This is a genomic window from Desulfohalovibrio reitneri (assembly GCF_000711295.1).
GTDB classification, from domain to species: Bacteria; Desulfobacterota; Desulfovibrionia; order Desulfovibrionales; family Desulfovibrionaceae; genus Desulfohalovibrio; species Desulfohalovibrio reitneri.
The window spans coordinates 2,503,424-2,518,830 of sequence record NZ_JOMJ01000003.1 but is presented as its reverse complement, the minus strand read 5'-3'; the positions used below and the strand labels follow the sequence as shown (position 1 = coordinate 2,518,830).

Here is a 15,407-nt window from a genome sequence, read left to right as displayed (position 1 = left end):
CATGGCGGAAGAGAATCTCAACACCCCCCGCGAGGGCGGGGACCAGCCGCGCGTCCCCTCCATCGACCATCCCCAGGGGTTCGTGGAACGGATCATCGCCTTCTGCCTGAAGCAGAAGCTGGTGGTCGCCCTGCTGGTCCTCATGACCATCGGCTGGGGTGTCATGGTCGCGCCCTTCGACTGGGACCTGGGCGGTCTGCCGCGCGACCCGGTGCCCGTGGACGCCATCCCGGACATCGGCGAGAACCAGCAGATCGTTTTCACCGAATGGCCTGGCCGCTCGCCCCAGGACGTGGAGGACCAGGTCACCTACCCCCTCACCGTGTCCCTGCTGGGCATCCCCGGGGTGAAGACCGTCCGCAGCTTCTCCATGTTCGGCTTCTCCTCGGTCTACGTCATCTTCGAGGAGGACATCGACTTCTACTGGTCGCGGTCGCGCGTGCTGGAAAAACTCTCCAGCCTGCCGCCCAACACCCTGCCCGAGGGGGTGCAGCCGGTGCTGGGGCCGGACGCCACCGCCCTGGGCCAGATTTACTGGTACACGCTGGAGGGGCGCGACCCCGAAGGCAACCCCACCGGGGGCTGGGACCTGGACGAGCTGCGCTCCATACAGGACTGGTACGTCCGCTATGGCCTGCTCTCCGCCGGCGGAGTCAGCGAGGTGGCCTCGGTGGGCGGTTTCGTGCGCGAGTACCAGATCGACGCCAACCCCGACGCCCTGCGCGTCTACGACGTGAGCCTGCAGGACCTCTTCAGGGCCGTGAAGATGTCCAACCTGGACGTGGGCGCGCGGACCATCGAGATCAACAACGCCGAGTACCTGGTGCGGGGCATCGGCTTCATCGAGAATCTGGAGGACATTGAGAACGCGGTGGTGGCCGTGCGCGACAACCTGCCCATCCGGGTGCGCGACGTGGCCGAGGTCTCCGTGGGACCGGCCCAGCGGCGCGGCCTGCTGGACAAGGAGGGCGCGGAGGTCGTTGGCGGCGTGGTGGTGGTCCGCTACGGCGAAAACCCCATGCAGGCCATCAAGAACGTCAAGGCCAAGATCGAGGAAATCTCTCCCGGCCTGCCCTCCAAGGTGTTGGATGACGGCACCAAGAGCAAGGTCGAGATCGTGCCCTTCTACGACCGGGCGGAGCTCATCGGCGAGACCCTGGGCACCCTGAACACCGCGCTCATTGAGGAAATCCTGGTGACCATCATCGTGGTGCTCATCGTCCTCATGCACCTCAAGAGCTCGCTCATCGTCTCCTCGCTGCTGCCCATGGCCGTGCTCATGTGCTTCATCGCCATGAAGCAGTTCGGCGTGGACGCCAACATCGTGGCCCTGTCCGGCATCGCCATCGCCATCGGCACCATGGTGGACATGGGCATCGTCATCACGGAAAACATCATCAGCCACCTGCATAAGGCCAAGGCCGACGAGCGGCGCACGGACGTCATCTTCCGGGCCACCAGCGAGGTGGGCGGCGCGGTCATGACCGCCGTGGCCACCACCATCGTCAGCTTCCTGCCGGTTTTCGCCATGACCGGGGCCGAGGGCAAGCTCTTCAAGCCCCTGGCCTACACCAAGACCTTCGCCCTCATGGCCTCCATCGTGGTGGCCGTGACCGTGCTGCCCGTCATGGCCCGGCTGCTGCTCACCCGGGTGCGGCGGAAGAAGCCGGGCATCAAGAGCCTGATCAAGCCCGGCCTGGTCATCCTGGCTGGCGCGGCGGCCATGGTCCTGACCACCTGGTGGCTGGGACTCATCCCGATCTGGTGGGGCTGCCGCATGATCGCCGCCGGGCGCGTCCCCCCCAGGCTGGACGCCGTCATCACCCGGCTGGAGAACTGGGTGGTCATCCTGGTGGTGAGCTGGTTCCTGGCCACCCGCTGGCTGCCACTGGGGCCGGAGTTGGGCGACCTGCGCAACTTCGTCTTCGTATTCGGCCTGATCGCCGGGCTGCTGGCCGTGTTCACGCTGTTCCAGCGCTACTACACCCGCATCCTGGCGGTCCTTCTGGACCACAAGGCCCTTTTCCTCACCCTGCCGACGCTGGTGGTTCTGCTGGGGCTCATGATCTGGCTGGGCGCACCCAGGCTGACCTCCTGGCTGCCGCAGTCCGTGCGATCCTCCGAAGCCATGGTCTCCCTGGCCGAGACCTTCCCCGGACTGGGCAAGGAATTCATGCCCCCGCTGGACGAGGGATCCTTTTTGTACATGCCCACCACCATGCCCCACGCCTCCATCGGCGAGGTGCGCGAAGTGCTGGCCCAACAGGACATGGCCATCACGGCCATCCCCGAGGTGGAGAGCGCCGTGGGCAAGCTGGGCCGGGCCGAAACCCCCCTGGACCCCGCCCCGGTGTCCATGATCGAGACCGTCATCAACTACCACTCGGAGTACCTCACCGACGAGTCCGGCGAGCGGCTGCGGTTCAAGTTCCTGCCCGGCAGCCAGGACCTCTTCCGCACCCCGGACGGGGAGCCGGTACGCGCCCCGGACGGCCTGCCCTACAAGGTGCGCGGCCGCTTCCCGCGCGACGAGGACGGCCACCTCATCCCCGACCCCGACGGCGCGCCCTTCCGCATCTGGCGGTCCAGGCTGGACCCGGACCTCAACCCCGGCCGCGAGCCCTGGCCGGGCGTCACCTCGCCGGACGACATCTGGGACCGCATCGTGGACGCGGCCCAGGTGCCGGGCGTGACCAGCGCGCCCAAGCTGCAGCCCATCGCGGCCCGCATCGTCATGCTCCAGTCGGGCATGCGCGCGCCCATGGGCATCAAGGTCAAGGGGCCGGACCTGCGCACCATCGAGCGGGTGGGCCTGGACCTGGAACGGCTGCTCAAGGAGGTGCCCTCGGTCAAAAAGGAAGCGGTCATCGCCGACCGCATCGTGGGCAAGCCCTACCTGGAAATCGTCATCGACCGCGAGGCCATCGCCCGCTACGGCATCATGCTCTCCCAGGTGCAGGAAGTCATCGAGGTGGCCGTGGGCGGCAAGAAGCTGACCACCACCGTGGAGGGCCGCGAGCGCTACCCCGTGCGGGTGCGCTACATGCGCGAGCTGCGCGACAGCCCCGACGCCCTGCGTGACATCCTGGTGGCCTCGCCGGCCACTGGGCAGCAGATCCCCCTGTCGCAGCTGGCGGACATCGAGTATGTGCGCGGCCCGCAGGCCATCAAGAGCGAGGACACCTTCCTGGTGGGCTACGTGCTCTTCGACAAGAAGGACGGCTTCGCCGAGGTGGACGTGGTGGAGCAGGCCCAGGCGTACCTGAAGCACAAGATCGATTCCGGCGAGCTGGTGCTCCCCGCGGGCGTCTCCTACGAGTTCGCGGGCAGCTACAAGAACCAGGTGCGGGCGCAGAAGAAGCTGGCCCTCATCCTGCCCTTGGCGCTGCTGGTCATCACCATCATCCTCTACCTGCAGTTCCAGTCCCTGCCCACCACGCTGATGGTATTCTCCGGCATCATGGTGGCCTGGTCGGGCGGCTTCGTCATGATATGGCTCTACGGCCAGGACTGGTTCATGCACTTCGAGGTCTTCGGCGTGCTCATGCGCGACCTCTTCCAGGTGCAGCCCATCAATCTCTCGGTGGCCATCTGGGTGGGCTTTCTGGCCCTCTTCGGCATCGCCACGGACGACGGCGTAATCATGGCCACCTACCTGGACGAGTCCAAGGGAGCCAGGCCCATGGACTCCGTGGCCAACATCCGCAAGGCCATCGTGGCCGGGGCGGCCCGGCGGATCCGCCCCGCGCTCATGACCTCGGCCACCACCATCCTGGCCCTGCTGCCCATCCTTACCTCCACCGGCCGGGGGGCGGACATCATGGTGCCCATGGCCATCCCCTCCTTCGGCGGCATGACCTTCGCCCTACTCACCGTCTTCGTGGTTCCGGTGCTGTACTGCTGGGTGGAGGAAGCGAAGTTCAAGGCCGCCAAGCGCGGGGAGGAGGGTGGCGGCGAAAGCTAGGCGGAAGCACCCGCTTCCGGTGTGAAGCGCCCTCCGAACGTGAAACGGGCCGTCCTTTCAGAAGGGCGGCCCGTTTCGCGTCTTGCCCGGCAGCCGGCTTCTCAGGACCCGCCCTTCTTCTCGGCGGCTCCTTTCCCCTCGCTGGACCGTACCTTTTCGCCGTGCCCCTTCTTCGCTTCTTTCAGAATCTCCTCGGGGTTGTCGGTGGGGAGCACGGGGATCTCGAACCGCCGGACCTCGGGGCGCATGGTTTCGATGAGCTGGGCGTGGAAGTGTTCCTCCTGCAACCCCTTGTAGAGGCTGTAGCACATGACCAGCAGCACCAGGGTGAACGGCAGGCCCGTGGCGATGGAGGCGCTCTGCAGGGCCACCAGGCCGCCGCCGAGAAGCAGCACCGCCGCGCACAACCCCTCCATGATGGCCCAGAACACCCGCTGCGGCACAGGGGAGTCCAGCTTGCCGCCCGAGGTGAGGTGGTCCACGACCAGGGAGCCCGAGTCCGAGGAAGTGACGAAGAAGACCGTGACCAGCACCACGCCGATGAAGGAGGAAACCCGGGCCAGGGGGAAGTTCTCCAGCATGGCGAAGAGGGCGGTGGACACGTCCGCCTCCACCGCCGCGGCGATGTCCGCCACGCCGGTGGATTCCAGCCACAGGGCCGAGCCGCCGAAAGTGGACATCCACAGGAAGGAGAGCAAACTGGGAATGATCATGACGCCCAGGATGAACTCGCGCACGGTGCGCCCCTTGGACACCCGGGCGATGAACATGCCCACGAAGGGCGACCAGGATATCCACCAGCCCCAGTAGAACAGGGTCCACGGGGTCTGCCAGGACGAGCCCATGGAGCCGTAGAAGGTCTCCACCCAGAAGCTCAGCCGGGGCAGGTTCTGGATGTAGAAGCCGATGTTCTGGGTGAAGGCCTGCAGCACGTACACCGTCGGCCCGGCCGCCAGCAGAAACAGCAGGAAAGCAGCGGCCAGATAGAGGTTGATGCTGCTGAGCAGCTTGACCCCCTTGTCCAGCCCGGCGATCACCGACAGGGTGGCGAATCCGGTGATGATGGCGATGAGCAGCACCGCGGAGTTGGTGGTGGAGGGCAGCCCGAACAGGAAATTGAGGCCGGAGGCCACCTGCGTGACGCCCAGCCCCAGCGAGGTGGCCAGCCCGAACAGGGTGGCCAGCACGGAAAGGATGTCGATGAGGTTGCCCCAGAAGCCGTAGATGCGGTCGCCCAGAAGGGGATGGAAAATGGAGCGGATGGTCAGCGGCAGCCCCCGGTTGTAGGCGAAAAAGGCCAGCGACAGCCCCACCAGGGCGTAGATGCCCCACGGGTGCAGGCCCCAGTGGAAGTAGGTCTGCCCCATGGCCACCTGGGCGGCCTGCGGGGTGTTGGGGGCCACGTCGAACATGGGCGAGGGATTGGAGTAATGGAAGATGGGCTCGGCCACGCTCCAGAAGAGCAGCCCGATGCCCATGCCCGCGCTGATGAGCATGGCGTACCAGCTGAAGGTGGAGAACTCCGGCAGGGCGTCCGGCCCCCCGATGCGGAGGCCGCCGAAGCGGCTGGCGGCCAGGATGAACATGATCAGCACGAATACGTTGGCCGAGAAGATGTAGAACCAGCCGAAGATGTTGCCGATGGAGTCGAGCAGGTTCTGAAAAAACGCCTCGGCCTGGGGGCCGAAATAGAGGGTGAGGCTGATGAAGGCCAGCAGCAGCACCCCCGCCACCACGGTCACCTGCGGATGCAGGTCGAACCCGTATCCCATCCAGTTGGACTCGCCCGGCTTGTGGCCGTGGGACTCGTCGTAGAACGAGGAGGTGGGCACGATCTGCAGGCCGCGGAACATGCGGCGTTCCTTGATGGCCTTTCTCTCCTGCCGCTCCCAGTGCTCCTGGGCGATCTGGATCGCCTTCTCCTCGTAACTGGGCTCCGGCTGCTCTTGGGGCTCCCCGTTTTCCGTCACGCCGCCTGGTTCGTTTTCCTGACTCATGCGTTCTCCGTGGTGTCGCCGCGAATCGTGCGTTCCGGGTTCAGGATCTTGCATCCAACTCGAGCACAGCCTCGATTATCTGTCCACGCCATGCTCCATTTCCTCACTTTTTCAAGCGACGCGGCCTCCGCCCGCGTGCATATCATAATTGGCATGGGCGGCGGATCCTGCTACCTGTGGAACTCAAGTCCAACCTGTTTTCAGCCCCATGAGGCGGTTATTTCGTGACCTCCGGTTCCGACAGCACGGAAGCAGAACTCAGGCGCGAGCTGGCCGAGGCCCGGCGACGGGTGGCCGAGCTGGAATCCAGGCTTGCCGGAGCGGAATCCCCGCAGCCTTCCGAATCGGACGACGCCGCCCGGGTCGCCCTGCGCTCCCGCATCCACTTCATCCACTTTCCCGTGCCCATCTTCACTTGGCTGAGGCGGGGTGACGACCTGGTGCTGGTGGACTGGAACCTGGCCGCTGACGAAGCCAGCGGACATGGCATGAAGAGCTACGAGGGCGTCACCGCCGGCGAGTTCTACGCCGCGCCGGAGCACCGCCATCTGGAAAAATCCCTCCGGGAGTGCCTGCTGGAAGGCGGCGTCATCCAGCGCGAGTTCCCCCACCGCACCCTGACCACCGGCGAGGACAAGTGGTTCCGGGGCACCTGGATACGGGCGGACGGGGACACGGTGCTGCTGCACCTGGAGGACATCACCCAGCGCAAGTTGGCCGAGGAGCGGCTGCTGGAGTCCAGGCTGCGCTACCAGGACCTCTTCGAGCACGCCACGCAGGGCGTGGTCCTGCACGAGCTGGTCCGCGACGAGGACGGCCGGGCGGTGGATTACCGCCTGACCGACGTCAACCCCGCCTTCAGCCGCATCACCGGCATCCCGAGGGAGACGGCGGTGGGCGGCCTGGCCGGGGACATCTTCGGCGCGGAGGAGGCGCCCTACCTGGACGAGTACGTCCACGTGGTGAAAACCGGGGAAGCCCGGAGCTTCGAAACCTACTTCCCCCCGCTGGACAAACACTTCCGCGTAACAGCCTTTTGCACCGGCCCCGAATCCTTCGCCACCACCTTCGAGGACATCAGCGAGGCCAAGCTGGCTCTGCGCGCCCTGCACCAGAGCGAGGAGCGCTTCCGCACGCTGCTGGAAAAGGCCCCGGTGGGCATCTTCCAGTCCACCCCGGACGGGGTCTACATCATGGCCAACACCTACCTGGCCAAGATGTACGGCTACGGGTCCCAGGAACGCCTGCTGCGAGAGATCGAGTCCATCCAGGACCAGATCTACGCCGACCCGGCCGACCGCGCGCGCCTCCTGGAAATGCTGCGGCGGCGGGACGAGGTGTTGGACTTCGAGTCCAGGCGGCGCAGACGCGACGGGGAGATCATCTGGACCTCCACCAACATCCGGGTGGCCCGCGACGCCTTGGGCAACGTCACCCACTACGACGGCTTCACCGTGGACATCACCGCCCGCAAGCGCATGGAGCGGGGCCTGCGGGAGAGCGAGGAGCGGTTCCGCCTGCTCTACACCGACGCCCCCGTGCCGTACCAGTCCCTGGACGAGATGGGGAACTTCCTGGAGGTCAACAAGGCCTTCTGCGAGACCCTGGGCTACACCCGGGAAGAGGTGCTGGGCCGCAACTTCGCCGACTTGCTCACCCCGGAATGGCGGGACCATTTCCGTGAAAACTTCCCTCGCTTCAAGGCAGTGGGAGAGATTCTCGGGGTGGAATTCGGGATGGTGCGCAAGGACGGCACGACCATCCTGGTCACGTTCAACGGGCGCATCGGCCGCAAGCCGGACGGCGGTTTTTTGCAGACCCACTGCGTGTTCCGCGACATCACCGGCGAGCGCCGCGCCCAGGAGGCCCTGCGGGAGAGCGAGGAGCGGTTCAAGAACGCCATGGAGGCCAGCAAGGACGGCGTCTGGGACTGGAACATCGAGACCGGCGAGGTCTACTACAGCCCGGGCTACGCCGCCATGCTGGGCTACACCCCGGACGAGGCGCCCCAGACCGCCGATTTCTGGCTGGACCACATCCACCCCGAGGACAAGGAAGCCGCCCTTGCCGCCAACAAGGACTGCATCGAGAACCGCGTGGAGAGCTTCGAGGCGGAATACCGCATGCTCACCAAGGACGGCAACTGGCGCTGGATCTACGGCCGGGGCAAGGCCGTGGAGCGGGACGGGACGGGACGGGCCACCCGCATGGTGGGGGCGCACACGGACATCACCCAGCGCAAGCTGGCCCAGGAGCGGGTGGAGCGGCAGCGGCGTGTGGACGCCTGTTTGGCGGAACTGGGGCAGGCCATGCTCACTCCGACCAGCATCGAGGACATTTCCAGGATGATTCTGGACGCTGGCAAGGCGCTCACCACCAGCCGTTTCGGGTACGTGGGCACGGTGGAGCGGGAGAGCGGCCACCTGGTCAGCCACACCATGACCAAGGACGTCTGGGAAGAGTGCCAGATCCCGGACAAGGACATCGTTTTCAAGAAATACTGCGGTTTGTGGGGCTGGGTATTGCGTGAAGGCAAGCCAATCCTCACCAACGCCCCCTCTGGCGACCCGCGCGGCGAGGGAACGCCCGAAGGCCACATCCCCATCGAATCCTTTCTGGCCGTGCCCGCCCACATCGGCGAGGAACTGGCCGGGCAGATCGCCCTGGCCAACGCCGAACGGCCTTACACGGACGAGGACGCGCAGGTCCTCGAGCGGCTGGCCAGCCTCTTTTCCCTGGCCATCCTGCGGCGCGAGCACGAGCGCGACCTGCTGGCCGCCAAGGAACAGGCCGAGACGGCCAACAAGGCCAAGTCGCAATTTCTGGCCAACATGAGCCACGAGATCCGCACCCCCCTCAACGGCCTCATCGGCATGCTCCACCTTCTGCGGAACACGGGGCTGGAAGGCGAGCAGGAGGAGTACGTCCGGGCCGCTGAGGAGTCCTCCCAGCGGCTGACCGGGCTTCTCTCGGACATTCTGGACCTCTCCCGGGTGGAGGCGGGCAAGATGATCATCCGCGAGGAGCCCCTGAACCTGCCCGATGTGGTGGAGCAGGTGGCCAGCCTCTTTCTGCCGGTGTCCAGGCAGTCCGGCGTGCCCCTGAGCGTGCGCATTGACCCCGGCCTGCCCTCCGTGGTCAGGGGCGACGCGGCCAGGCTGCAACAGGTGCTGACCAACTTGGTGGGCAACGCCCTCAAGTTCACCAGCCAGGGGGAAGTAACCCTGGAGGTCTCCCCCCTGCCCGCGCCCGGCCCGGACAAGGTCAGGGCGCTCTTCACCGTGACCGACACCGGCATCGGCATGCCCGATGACCTGCTTGACGAACTGTTCGAGCCCTTCACCCAAGGTGGGGAGGAATTCACCCGCACCCACCAGGGAGCCGGGCTGGGCCTGACCATCTGTAGACGGCTGGTGAATCTCATGGGCGGCAACATCTCCGTGGAGACCACGGAGGGCGAGGGGACCTCCGTGCACTTCAGCCTCCTGTTCGGACGCGCCGAGCACGGGGCCGCCGTTGCCGGGACCAAGGAAAAGGACGCGGCCGTTCCGCAAACACCTCTGCGCATCCTGCTGGCGGAGGACGACAGGATATCCAGCCTCATGGCCCAGAAGATGTTCACCAAGCTGGGACACGAGTCCACGGCAGTGGGGGACGGGCGCAGCGCCCTGGAGGAGCTGCGCCGGGGCGCCTACGACTTGGTTGTCATGGACATCCAGATGCCGGTCATGGACGGGATGGAGGCCACCCGGGCCATTCGACGAGGCGAGGCCGGAGAGGGGAACAGGAACGTCCCGGTCATCGCCATGACCGCCTACGCCATGGAGGGGGACAGGGAGCGGTTCCTGGAGGCTGGGGTGGACGGCTACCTGGCCAAGCCGGTACGCGCGGGCCCGCTGCGGGAGGCCCTTGCTGGAATAGCCCCCCGGGGGGAATGAGCCGGCAGCCTCAGCCCGGGGAACGCCCGGTGGCCTTGGCCAGTTCCAGCGCCTCCCCGCGCGGCAGGGGCATGGCGAAGAGGTAGCCCTGGGCCGCGCGGCAGTCGATGGACCGCAGGGTGTCCAGCTGACCCGTTGTCTCCACCCCCTCGGCGATGACCTCCAGCCCCAGCGTGGTGGACAGGGCCATGATGCTCTTGACGATCTCCAGCTTTTCCCGGCTGGTGTCGATGCTGTTGATGAAGAAGCGGTCGATTTTGACCGTGTCCACCGGCAGCCGCTGCAAATAGCTGAACGAAGAGTAGCCCGTTCCGAAGTCGTCGATGGCCAGCCGCAGCCCCATCTCCCGCAGTTGCAGCAGAATGCCCATGGCCACCTCGGCCCGCTCCATGATGGCCGTCTCGGTCATCTCCAGCCGCAACGAATCCGCGGGCAGGCCGTACACGTCCAGCGTATCCCGCATCCTGTCCACGAACTCCGGGTGCATGAGCTGCCTTGCGGAGATGTTCACGGCCACGTAGGGCTGTATCCCGCCGAGGTCCCGCAGTCTGCCGGCGAAAGCCGAGGCCTCCCCCAGGATGAAATGTCCCAGCTCCTCGATGAAGGTGGACTTCTCCGCCAGCGGGATGAACGACTCCGGCGAGACAACCCCGCGCTGGGGATGCCGCCACCGCAGCAGGGCCTCGAAGCCCGCCAGATTTCCATCCGCCAGGCTGTGTATGGGCTGGTAGAGCATGAAGAACTCATTGCGCCGGATGCCCAGCTGCATGTCGTTCTCCAGGGTGGCCCGGTAGACCGCCTGGTCCTGCAACTCCTGCTTGAAGTGCTTGATGGCGTCGCCGCCCTGGCGCTTAGCGTGGTACATGGCGATGTCCGCGTCGCGCAGTATCTCCGAGGATTCCCGATAATCCCCCCGGACCTCCACGATGCCGATGCTGCCGGTGGTGAACTGCATGGTGCCCTGGATGTTGAAGGGCTTGCGCAGGGCCTCCATGATGCGGGAGGCGATGCACTCCGACTCGTCCGAGCGCTCCACGTCCTCCAGCAGGATGGCGAACTCGTCCCCGCCCAGCCGGGCCACGGTGTCCATCTCCCGCACGCAGCCGGCCAGGCGCCCGGCCAGCTCCACCAGCAGCTGGTCTCCGGCCATGTGCCCCAGGGTGTCGTTGACGTTCTTGAAGCGGTCCAGGTCCAGCATGAGCAGGCAGAAGGCACGGTCGCGGCGGCGCTGCTGGCGGCTCAGGGCGCGCTCCATGCGCTCCATCAGCAGGCTGCGGTTGGGCAGGCCCGTCTGGGGGTCGTAGAAGGCCTGGTAGGCCAGCCGCTCCTCGTAGTTCTTGCGTTCGGTGACGTCCTGAAACGTCCCCAGCACGCCCATGACGCATCCCTCCTGGTTCACCAGCGGAACGCGGTTGGACTCGATGAACCGCTCTCTGCCGTCGGCCATGCGGATGGTTTCCAGCCTGCCCTGCACCGCCTCGCGCTCCCGCATGACCCTGGCGTCCTTCTCGCGGCAGATGTCCGCCCACTCCCCGGCCCACGGCAGGTCGTGGTCGGTGAGTCCGGACATAGCCTCCACGGACTCCTTGCCCGCGGCCCGCAGGAAGTTGCGGTTGCAGCCCAGGTAGCGGTTGTCCCGGTCCTTCCAGAATACGTACTGCGGGATGTTCTCCAGCACCATGTCCAGCATCTGCCGCGAGCGGATGAGATCCTGCTCCGCCTGCAGGCGGCGGGCCACCTCACGCTCCAGCTCCTCCTTGGAGGCGGTCAGGTCCGCCACCCGCTGTTCCAGGTCCTGATTGATGGAATGAATGAGGCGGTACAGCTCCACGCTTTCCAGCAGATGCGCGGTGTTGGCGCAGACGATGCTGACCATGCGCAGGGAGGTGTCCGGCACGTACTTGGTCTGCCCGTCCACCAGCCCGAGAAACAGGCCCCGGATGCGCGAGGGGGTGCTCAGGGAATGGAGAACGCACTCCCCCGCGTCCTCCAGGTCGATGGTCACGGGCCTGCTGCCGTGCAGGGCGCGGGAGATGAAATGGCTCTCCAGGAGGTGATCGAACACGCCCTCCACCTCGGCCTCGGCCCCATTGGGCCCCACGTGCGCCCGGCTCAGCCCGGAGTCCTCCTCCCGCACCAGATAGAAGGCCACGGCCTTGAAAGGCATGAGCGACTGCATGCTCTCCTCGGCCTTGTCCAGCACCGCGTCCAGGCTCTTGACCTGGCGCAGGCTGACCTTGAGCTGGCTGAGGCCCGCGATATGGTCCAGGGCGTCCAGGGCCTGCTGGTGCACCTTCTCCAGGTGCTCCACCCGCTCGCGGAGGTAGGACTCGGAGCCGATGACCCGTTCCCGCTCGCGGCTACTGGTCATGGAAGAACACCTTCATGATCTCGGCGAACTGGGTGTCCACCTGCGTGACCACGCGGTCCAGCACACTCTCCTGCAGCCCCAGGGACGCCCAGGCACCCTTGTCCAGTGGCGGCACGGCGCGAACCGGGGCCAGCCTCCTGTCCATGGCGTGGGCCACCACATCGGCCACGTGGATGACCGAGGCCTCCGCCCCCAGGCCGGAGTCCCGTGGCGTGTGGTGGTCCTCAACGGCGATGCGAAGGGGCTCGGGCAGATTCCACTGGCGCAGCATCTCCCCGCCCAGATCGGCGTGGGTGACACCCCAGCAACGCAGCTCCATTTGGGCGCAGGTGATGGAGGCGCCGGGAACGCGCCGCAGGACCTCCTCTGCCGCGCCCGGCTCCAGCTTGATGAGCGCCAGCCTGCCGATGTCGTGCAGCAGCCCGGCCACGAAAAAGGACTCCTCGTCCTCCCGCCCCAGTTCGGCCGCCAGGGCGCTGGCCGCCAAGCCGCAGCCCACGCTGTGCTGCCAGAAAACATACGGGTCGAAGCCCTCGCAGGAGACATCCTTGTAGGCCTCCACGGCCGAGATGCCGATGACCAGTTGCACCAGCTTCTCCGTGCCCACCAGGGCCAGGGCGCGGCTGAGGGTGCTCACCCGCTCGGCGAAGCCGTAGTAGGGGCTGTTGACCACCCGCAGCAGCCTGGAGGAAAGGTTGGTGTCCTTGCTCACCAGCCCGGCCACGTGGGTGGCGGAAACCAGGGGGTCGTTGATGGCCTCCAGAATCTTGTGGAAAACCTCGGGCAGGGAAACCAGCTCCACGTTGCGCTCGGCCAGCTCCACCGGGTCCAGGGGCATGGGGGGCGGGGCGGAGCGGTCCCCCCCGGGCGTCTTGAAGGCGGGGATGGAGGCGTTGGCGCGGCAGGCGCGCCTGGCGTACAGGCGGGCCAGGTTGCGGACCGGGGGCAAACCGAGGTTGTTGAAGCGGAAATGCGCTTTGGCGTAGGGCTTGATGGCCTCGATCTCCTCCGGGGTGAGGCTGCGGGCGGACTCGTCCTCCTCCTCGCCGTGGCCCTCGATGTCCGCCGCGGCGATGCCCCATATCTTCAGGGTGCGGATATGCTTCTCCGTCAGCTCCGCGCCTTGCGGCAGCAGGGCCCGCCCCTGGCGGGAACGCAGTTCCGAGGCCAGCCGCATGCCGGGCTTGAGCCTGTCCAGGCCGATTACGCCCACACGTCTCCCTTGAGTTGACCGCCTGGCGTATCGCGCCGGGGCCGCAGGTTCGCTCGACGCCGGACCGCCGCCGGTCCGGGCGGACGCTCGGCGTCCGCCGCTCAACACAGTCCATTGCCGCGCAGCCAGGCGGAGAGCTCCTCCGTGTCCCCGGCCAGCGGCTCGCTCGCTTCCACCCCCAGGTGGCACCCGGCTTTCCAGGCCACGCTGCCCCGCAGGGAGGCGAACAGGCCCGCGGGCTGCCCCGGGGCGGGCTCCAGAACGCACTCCTCCCCCACCTCCGCCCCGGTGGGACGGGCCAGGGGGGAGAACTCCAGCATTACCCCGCGCGGGCTGAGGTTGCGGACCAGGCAGGGCAGCCCGTCGTGGTCCGCGTGGCGAAACACCAGAAACAGCGGGGCATAGACTTCCAGCCGGGCGTGGTACCTGCGCTCCCCGGCCGCCGCTTCGGCTCCCCGCGCCATTGTCATTTCGGTTCCTCCCCGCGCCGCAGTTTGGCCGCCAGGGCGCGCGTCTCCTTGTAGCCCCCATGGATGTCGAGGATTCTATTCAGGCACTCCAGCGCCCGATCCTTCCGCCGCGCCTTCATATAAATGTGGGCGACGCTGTAGAGGATGGAGGCGTCGTCGCCGTGGAAGTCCGGGTTGATCCGCAGCGCCTTTTCCAGCCGCTCCAGCGCCTTGGCGTACTCTCCGCCGTCGTAATAGGCGAGGCAGATGTTGTACTGGATGTTCTCGTCGTCCGGAGCGATCTCCTCCGCCTCCAGGTAGGCCTCAACCGATTCCTCCCACATGCCCTTCTGGCGCAGGGCGATGCCGATGCGGTTGAAGGTGGCCATCTGGTAGCTTCGGCTGGAGCCCTTGGACAGCCGCAGGCTGTTGCGGAAGTACTTCAGGGCCAAGTCGGGCCGTTCATCCAGCAGCATGGCGCCGATGGACATGCTCATCTCGCAGGCCACCGAGGAAGCGCCCTCCATGCCCGCGAAGGAGACCGCCTTGTCGAAGTAGCGCTGCGCCTTCTCCTCCTCGCCGTGACGCAGGTGGATGCCGCCGATCTCCACCTTGCGGTCCAGGTTGAGTGGCGAGAGGTGGTCCAGCTTGACCAGATAGGTCAGCATTTCCCGCTCGTTGTTGTCCTCCAGGTGGAACTGCACGATGCGCTTCAGCGGCTCCAGGAACAGCTTGGCGTTGTCCGAGGCCGTCTTGTAGGCGCGCAGGGCCTCCTCGCGCTTGCGCATGCCCTTCAGCGCGTCGCCCATGATAAGCAGGCCCGCCGGACTGCCCGGCTTGCGGGCCAAAACCGCCCGGGCCACGTTGATGGCCGCCTCGAACTCCTCCTTCCCGATGAGCCGCTTGCCTTCGGCGATGAGCTCCTCCAGCTCGCTCTGGGGATTGAGCACGAAGGCCGCCTTCTGGATGATGGCGTTGGGTCCCGCCGGCTTGAGCACCAGGCCGTCGGCCCCCTTCTCGTGGAAGAGGAAAAGCTGGCTCTGGTTCACCTCCGCGGCCAGTACGGCCACCTTGGCGCCCGTCACGCCGCTTTGCACCTCGCGCATGAACTCCAGGGGCGATTCCTCGTCCAGCCGTGTCTCCAGAAAAATGAAGGGGGTTCCGCCCTCCCGGCGCAGTTGCTCCACCCGCTCCCTGGCCTGGCCGATGGTGGGGCAGCAGCATACGTCGGCGTGGCGCAGGCCCAGTTCGTTGACCAGGGCGATCTTGCAGTTGCGGTAGAACAGCCTGTCGTCGCTGACCACAAGGAAGAGCCCGCCGTCCTCCACGAACTCCTCGATGGGACGGGCGTGCTTGTGCACGATCTCGTCGTCCGTGCGGATGACGTAGAGGCTTTTGGTCTCCGCCCGGCCGGAGTCCTTGTACTGGAAGGAATCGTTTTCACCGGCGGCGATGAAGAACATATCACCGCGGCT

At 66.5% G+C, this 15,407-nt stretch carries 7 protein-coding genes; 2 read left to right on the top strand and 5 right to left on the bottom strand.

Annotation, left to right across the window (positions count from 1 at the left end):
• Position 1 precedes the first annotated feature (1 nt).
• The gene (locus N911_RS0112515) at positions 2 to 3,964 is read left to right on the top strand and encodes an efflux RND transporter permease subunit (RefSeq protein ID WP_051694270.1); all 3,963 of its coding nucleotides are present in this window, start codon (positions 2 to 4) and stop codon (positions 3,962 to 3,964) included.
• 101 nt (positions 3,965 to 4,065) lie between these two features.
• Here the strand turns inward: N911_RS0112515 and N911_RS0112510 are convergent, their stop codons facing one another.
• Entirely contained in the window at positions 4,066 to 5,961 is a 1,896-nt protein-coding gene (locus N911_RS0112510; protein WP_081859197.1) for a BCCT family transporter, read from the bottom strand.
• A 224-nt stretch (positions 5,962 to 6,185) separates the two neighbouring features.
• On the opposite strand from N911_RS0112510, the gene N911_RS0112505 reads away from it, so the two are divergent.
• On the top strand, positions 6,186 to 9,899 hold the full coding sequence (locus N911_RS0112505) for a PAS domain S-box protein (RefSeq protein WP_029897621.1): 3,714 nt from the start codon (positions 6,186 to 6,188) through the stop codon (positions 9,897 to 9,899).
• Between the two features lie 10 nt (positions 9,900 to 9,909).
• On the opposite strand, the gene N911_RS0112500 is transcribed toward N911_RS0112505, so the two are convergent.
• From N911_RS0112500 to N911_RS17025, 4 genes are all read right to left on the bottom strand, one after another.
• Positions 9,910 to 12,270, bottom strand: coding sequence for a putative bifunctional diguanylate cyclase/phosphodiesterase (locus tag N911_RS0112500; protein WP_051694269.1), 2,361 nt, complete (start codon positions 12,268 to 12,270; stop codon positions 9,910 to 9,912).
• Positions 12,260 to 13,483 (bottom strand): HDOD domain-containing protein, encoded by a 1,224-nt coding sequence (locus tag N911_RS0112495; protein WP_029897616.1) that lies wholly within the window; start codon positions 13,481 to 13,483, stop codon positions 12,260 to 12,262. Before N911_RS0112495 ends, N911_RS0112500 begins: the two co-directional genes overlap by 11 nt.
• 101 nt (positions 13,484 to 13,584) lie before the next feature.
• Positions 13,585 to 13,953, bottom strand: coding sequence for a hypothetical protein (locus N911_RS18505; RefSeq protein ID WP_161781631.1), 369 nt, complete (start codon positions 13,951 to 13,953; stop codon positions 13,585 to 13,587).
• Positions 13,950 to 15,395, bottom strand: a complete 1,446-nt coding sequence (locus tag N911_RS17025; RefSeq protein WP_029897612.1) for a tetratricopeptide repeat protein — start codon at positions 15,393 to 15,395, stop codon at positions 13,950 to 13,952. Before N911_RS17025 ends, N911_RS18505 begins: the two co-directional genes overlap by 4 nt.
• Between the last annotated feature and the right edge of the window lie 12 nt (positions 15,396 to 15,407).